This is a genomic window from Microcystis sp. M083S1 (assembly GCF_020246405.1).
GTDB classification, from domain to species: domain Bacteria; phylum Cyanobacteriota; class Cyanobacteriia; order Cyanobacteriales; family Microcystaceae; genus Microcystis; species Microcystis aeruginosa_C.
The window spans coordinates 1-5,642 of the sequence record NZ_JADBTB010000102.1; the positions used below are offsets into that span (position 1 = coordinate 1).

Consider the following 5,642-nt stretch of genomic DNA (forward strand, 5'->3'; position numbering starts at 1 on the left):
TGACTTCGTTTCTCAGGAATTGAGAGCGGCGGAAGACCCGGAATTTGAAACCTTCTACACTAAAAATATTCTGCTTAACGAAGGTCTGAGAGCTTGGATGGCTCCCCAAGACCAACCCCACGAAAACTTTATCTTCCCTGAGGAGGTTCTCCCGCGTGGTAACGCTCTCTAATATCCCTACCGCTAGTGGTCGTGACCAAAGTTCCACCGGCTTCGCTTGGTGGTCTGGTAACGCTCGTCTTATCAACCTCTCCGGTAAACTGCTCGGCGCTCACGTCGCTCACGCTGGTTTAATCGTTTTCTGGGCCGGGGCGATGACCCTGTTTGAAACCGCCCACTTTATCCCCGAAAAACCGATGTACGAACAGGGTTTAATCCTGCTTCCCCACTTAGCTACCCTCGGTTTTGGGGTCGGTCCTGGTGGTGAAGTAGTCGATACCTTCCCCTACTTCGTCGCTGGTGTTCTGCACTTAATTTCTTCGGCTGTACTCGGTTTTGGTGGTATCTACCACGCTATCCGCGGACCGGAAACCCTAGAGGAATACTCTAATTTCTTCGGTTACGACTGGAAAGATAAAAACCAAATGACCAACATCATCGGTTATCACCTGATTCTCTTGGGTGGTGGTGCGCTGTTGTTGGTATTTAAAGCCATGTTCTTTGGCGGTGTCTATGATACCTGGGCCCCCGGTGGCGGTGATGTCCGCATCATCACCAATCCTACCCTCAACCCCGCAGTTATCTTTGGTTATCTGACCAAAGCTCCCTTCGGTGGCGAAGGCTGGATTATCAGCGTCAACAACATGGAAGATATCATCGGCGGTCACATCTGGATTGGCTTAATCTGTATCGCTGGCGGTATCTGGCACATTCTCACCAAACCCTTTGCTTGGGCGCGTCGCGCTTTCATCTGGTCTGGAGAAGCCTATCTGTCCTACAGCTTGGGCGCTCTTTCCATGATGGGCTTTATCGCCGCCGTTTACGTTTGGTTTAACAACACCGCCTATCCCAGTGAATTCTACGGTCCGACCGGTATGGAAGCTTCTCAAGCTCAAGCTTTCACCTTCTTGGTCCGTGACCAACGCTTAGGCGCTAACGTCGCTTCTGCCCAAGGCCCCACCGGTCTAGGTAAGTACCTGATGCGCTCTCCCACTGGCGAAATCATCTTCGGTGGTGAAACCATGCGTTTCTGGGATTTCCGCGGTCCCTGGTTAGAACCCCTCCGTGGTCCTAACGGTTTAGACCTCGACAAAATCAGAAATGACGTACAACCCTGGCAAGTCCGCCGCGCGGCTGAATACATGACCCACGCTCCTTTAGGTTCCTTGAACTCTGTGGGTGGGGTTATCACTGACGTTAACTCGTTTAACTATGTGTCTCCTCGCGCTTGGTTGGCTACCTCTCACTTCACCCTCGCTTTCTTCTTCCTGATTGGACACCTCTGGCACGCTGGACGCGCTCGCGCCGCCGCCGCCGGTTTCGAGAAAGGAATTGACCGCGAGACTGAACCCGCATTGGCAATGCCCGACCTCGACTAATTTCCCTTAGTTCGATGGTAGAGGCTCCCGTCTAGTTGGCGGGAGCTTTTTTGTGGTTAATATCAGACGCAGCTAAAACACTCTCTAAAGCCGATAATAATCGTTGATTTTCTGCCGGTAAACGGACAGCTACCCGAAAATAATTGCTACCCAATTCGGGGAAACTGAGACAATCGCGGATGAAAATTCGATGATATTTTAATAAAGCTTCCTGTAGGGGTAAACAGGAAGATTGAGATTGTACTAAGAGGAAGTTAGCGGCACTGGTTTGGGGCTGTAATTGCGGAAAATTAGCTAATCCCTGCCATAAATCCTCGCGGGCCGCCGTTAACCAGTCCCAAGTTTGTTTTTGAAAATCCCTATCTTCAATTCCCGCAATAGCGGCAACCACAGCCAAATTATTCACCGACCAAGGATCGCGCCATTTTTGCCATTGTAACAGGCGATCGGGATGGGCGAGGACATATCCTAGACGTAAACCGGGGAGACTGTAAAATTTAGTTAGGGAACGCAAAATCACGAGATTGGGATATTCCGGCAAGAGAGATATTAAACTCTCCTGTTGTGGCGGGGGTAAAAAATCCATAAAAGCCTCATCCACTACCACCAAACCAAATTGCGATAGATAGGGACGAATGGCCGCCACCGTCCAGAGTTTCCCCGTGGGATTGTGGGGATTATTGAGTAATAAGCCTTGTTTTTCGGGATTAACCGGCTTTAAACTGGTTAAATCTAGGGAATGTTGGCAGATTTTTCCACCAAAACTTTTTAAGGCCCGTTCGTAATCGTTAAAAGCGGGTGTTAGTACATAAACACTATCAAATGAGGCCAATTCCCGACCGGCCCAGGTTAATAACTCAGCCGCACCATTGCCGGGGAGAATCCAATCTGGCCCTATATTGTGCCATTGGCCGAGGGCAGAGCGCAACTGCCAATACCCTGGGTCAGGATAACGAGTCAGACTGGTTAAATGGCTTTTAATAGCGGTTAGGGCGCTTTCTGGCGGACCGAGGGGGTTGATACTGGCAGAAAAATCGAGAATAGAGGAAACCGGACAGCCGGCAATGGCGGCCGCCCAGTCAAGATTACCACCATGTTTAGGTCTAAGCAAAAGACTTACAGCGAACGCTTTGCGCTCGCTACGCGAGAACGAAACTCAACAGTAATTATTCCTTATGCGGGGCCACTCTGTCTTTAAACAGTTTACCCGCCGAGAAAGCCGGGACGCGAGTGGCCGGAATATCCATCTTATCGCCGGTTTTCGGGTTGCGTCCCTCCCTGGCCTGACGTTCCCGGGCCTCGAAGGAACCGAATCCTACTAGGGTTACTTTGTCCCCCTCAGAAACCGCTTCGATAATGGTTTCGATGGCGGCAGTGAGAACAGCATCTGCTTGTTTTTTGGTCACAGAGGCTTTGAGAGCGATTTGATCGATTAATTCACCTTTATTCATGCGCTAACTCCTTTTTTTGCGGTTTTTCTGAGTTTAGGGTGGTTGTCAGTAGTTTATTATGGTTCCCCTGTTGAGGACTCGCCAGGATCGAGATCACTAAATAATGCCTCAAATCCTCATTGGCTATATATTCCACTGCATTATTCTAAGCGGGAATTGTCTCGATCGGAATCGCTGAAACCTTTAATTTATCTAGATTTCCCCCCGATTACCCACCAAGAGGAGAGACAAAGGGGAATAAGCGAGAGATTAACAGCGATATAAGCTAATAAAAAGAGATTAGCTTGCTAAATTGCCGATAAATATTCTCTAAAAGCGATAGGCATCCTAACTTCCCAAAAATCGTTCATTGGTTCTCTCCAAGATTTTTGACTAATTTTGCCCCCAAAAACGTTAAAAAAGTTTACCAAAGCAATTTCTGCCCAAAAATTAAGGTTCAGTCCCAGGAGATATTCGCTAGAATTGGAACTTATGATCGTTAAAAATATTCAAAAAAGCAGGATTTAACTGGAAAGTTTGCTATCATTATCTATTCAGCGACAAACTCGCATGGTGATTTACTGCTATCCCCTAGCCGATCTAGGTCAAAGCTTAAGACGTTCTTTTATCGTGACTTTTTTGGCAGTAATCGCCATTCTTGGCGGTCTGATCCCCGAATTTTCTTGGACTACGGAGATAGTTAGTTTCCGGTCTTCCGCTTATACTCAAGATTTTACTGCTGACCAAATTAAACGTTATGCAACCGCAGTTTTGTTGATCGAAACCCAAAGAAAACAAGCTTATCAGGCAATTTCGCAAATTTTAGGGAAAAGTCCCCCGGCAATTACCTGTAACCAACGGGAAAGCTTTAATAATCTTCCAGCTAATGCCCAAAGAATTGCCGTAGATTATTGTAATAACTCAAAAAAGATTGTCCAAGATAGTGGTCTGACTGCCGCTCAGTTTAACGCCATTACTAACCGGATTCGCAGCGATGATAACTTGAGACGACGGGTGCAAAATGAGATGATTCGTCTGCAACGGGAGAATAAATAGAAAAAGTTCCTCAGTTTTTCCGGTCAAGCTGGAGTCAGGGCTACAATTAAGAATATTTTTTCCCATTGACCACTACCATGTTAACTTTTACCGAGCGCTTACCCCCCCGTCATACCGCTAGTCCACCTCCCCCAGAAACGGTGGTTTTTAGCCTCCTACTTACGGCCGAAGAACGCACCCGCAGCCGTTATCGTCTCGACAGTCCCGAAGGTTTTTCCCTCTGTTTTCGTTTACCCCGCGGCACCATTCTACAGGATCGCGATTTCCTGCGGGGAGAAAACGGCGAAATTATTCAAATTATCGCTAAACCCGAACCAGTTATCACTATTACCGCCCCTTCAACCGATTTACTCCTCAAAGCAGCCTATCACCTCGGTAATCGTCATGTAGCCCTAGAAATTAATCCTGATTATCTCCGTCTGGCCCCCGATTCTGTCCTACAAGCAATGTTAGAAGGTTTGGGATTAACTGTAAATGAAGAAATCGCCCCTTTTAACCCCGAAATCGGCGCTTATCAGCATTATCATGACCTGGAAGAGGCAAAAAAGGGATAGTTTAAAAAGCAGCAATTCTCAGTTTTAGACACAGCAAGCCTTGTTCCCTCCCTTTTACGACTGCCAAAAACCTTGTTTAACTAAATTCCTGACAATAAGCTAAAATAACAGGAGTTTTCTGGGGTTATGGCGACGATTCCTATATCTGACCACACCCCTTAACAAAAACTTACAATTATTCAACCTTCGGCGACCGCTATCTGGGGAGGGAATGTGCAGGGTGCGTCCCCCAAAATCGAGTGCTGGAGCAGTATGACTTGCATTAGGGAACACCCCCTACGGCAATAGCGATCGCAATAACGCAGAAGCTCACCCGCCCGCGCCTATCAGGGAATCGAGAACACGAAACAGCTTGCGGGCGCGGGTCGGGTGGAGCGCAAAGTTAGGCCGGTATCTTCGCTGAAATTGTCAGGCAACAGCTTTATAGTTGTCCAACATGCCCGGTCAGATGATTGCTTTACTTGCCTTGAGCGTTAAGCTTATCAGCAACACGTTCGGCTGCGAACGTGGTCGGCACGCCAGCCTGCAGCATATAGAAGCAACCTTTTAAGCCAGTGAAAGTAGTCGAGATGCCGGTAATGGATTTGCTCGCGAGGTTACCAGCATACGTCGTCTCACCGTTGTTGAAAGTAAACATAAACATTCCCGCAACCTGGACCCATAGGCCACTAGCACCCTCACCATTGGTCCAAGTCCCACTGGCATTGACGGTCATAGTAGTCTTACTGTAACTGCCATCGCAGCCCCAATCGTAAAACAACGTCCAGTTTCCAGCAACAGCCATAATCTATCCTCCAAAGTTTTAGTTAACTACAGTGCGTAACCACATACTATACAGAAACTTTCTGGGGGTACACCCCATTTAGGAATAGATATAATTGCTCATTGGTGGGTTGTGAGCAAATAGAAATAAATACATAGGGCAGCAATTCTAAATTTGCCCTGTAGCAAGGCTTTTGGGAGTTAGTTCCCATAATACGGGGTAAAATTCAATGGGATGGCGAATTTCATTTCACGAGTCTTCAGGCTTTTGACGTGATAGTACACCCAAAGTTGCCCCAAAA

7 protein-coding genes are annotated in these 5,642 nt (G+C 47.5%); 4 read left to right on the forward strand and 3 right to left on the reverse strand.

What is annotated here, in order from left to right; genetic code table 11:
• Nucleotides 1-172 (forward strand): photosystem II protein D2 (locus IM450_RS10360; protein WP_271931852.1); only part of this gene is annotated, 172 nt, incomplete at its 5' end.
• Nucleotides 156-1,538, forward strand: coding sequence for a photosystem II reaction center protein CP43 (gene psbC / locus IM450_RS10365; RefSeq protein ID WP_287665001.1), 1,383 nt, complete (start codon nucleotides 156-158; stop codon nucleotides 1,536-1,538). The genes IM450_RS10360 and psbC, both read left to right, overlap by 17 nt.
• A gap of 31 nt (nucleotides 1,539-1,569) precedes the next feature.
• Here the strand turns inward: psbC and cobD are convergent, their stop codons facing one another.
• Nucleotides 1,570-2,649 (reverse strand): threonine-phosphate decarboxylase CobD, encoded by a 1,080-nt coding sequence (gene cobD, locus IM450_RS10370; RefSeq protein WP_002801321.1) that lies wholly within the window; start codon nucleotides 2,647-2,649, stop codon nucleotides 1,570-1,572.
• Nucleotides 2,650-2,704: 55 nt separating this feature from the next.
• The gene (locus tag IM450_RS10375; protein WP_002801322.1) at nucleotides 2,705-2,989 is read right to left on the reverse strand and encodes an HU family DNA-binding protein; all 285 of its coding nucleotides are present in this window, start codon (nucleotides 2,987-2,989) and stop codon (nucleotides 2,705-2,707) included.
• Between the two features lie 549 nt (nucleotides 2,990-3,538).
• Between IM450_RS10375 and IM450_RS10380 the strand changes: the two genes are divergently transcribed.
• Nucleotides 3,539-4,024 (forward strand): DUF4168 domain-containing protein, encoded by a 486-nt coding sequence (locus IM450_RS10380; protein ID WP_002801324.1) that lies wholly within the window; start codon nucleotides 3,539-3,541, stop codon nucleotides 4,022-4,024.
• 77 nt (nucleotides 4,025-4,101) lie between these two features.
• Nucleotides 4,102-4,578 (forward strand): urease accessory protein UreE, encoded by a 477-nt coding sequence (ureE, locus tag IM450_RS10385; RefSeq protein ID WP_287665004.1) that lies wholly within the window; start codon nucleotides 4,102-4,104, stop codon nucleotides 4,576-4,578.
• A gap of 457 nt (nucleotides 4,579-5,035) precedes the next feature.
• Here the strand turns inward: ureE and IM450_RS10390 are convergent, their stop codons facing one another.
• Entirely contained in the window at nucleotides 5,036-5,362 is a 327-nt protein-coding gene (locus IM450_RS10390) for a hypothetical protein (RefSeq protein WP_287665007.1), read from the reverse strand.
• Nucleotides 5,363-5,642 lie beyond the last annotated feature (280 nt).

Bases quoted from the DNA above. Each gene is read 5' to 3' on its own strand.
- IM450_RS10375 (WP_002801322.1), bottom strand. From the start codon at position 2,989: ATGAATAAAGGTGAATTAATCGATCAAATCGCTCTCAAAGCCTCTGTG.
- IM450_RS10390 (WP_287665007.1), bottom strand. From the start codon at position 5,362: ATGGCTGTTGCTGGAAACTGGACGTTGTTTTACGATTGGGGCTGCGAT.
- IM450_RS10380 (WP_002801324.1), top strand. From the start codon at position 3,539: ATGGTGATTTACTGCTATCCCCTAGCCGATCTAGGTCAAAGCTTAAGA.
- ureE (WP_287665004.1), top strand. From the start codon at position 4,102: ATGTTAACTTTTACCGAGCGCTTACCCCCCCGTCATACCGCTAGTCCA.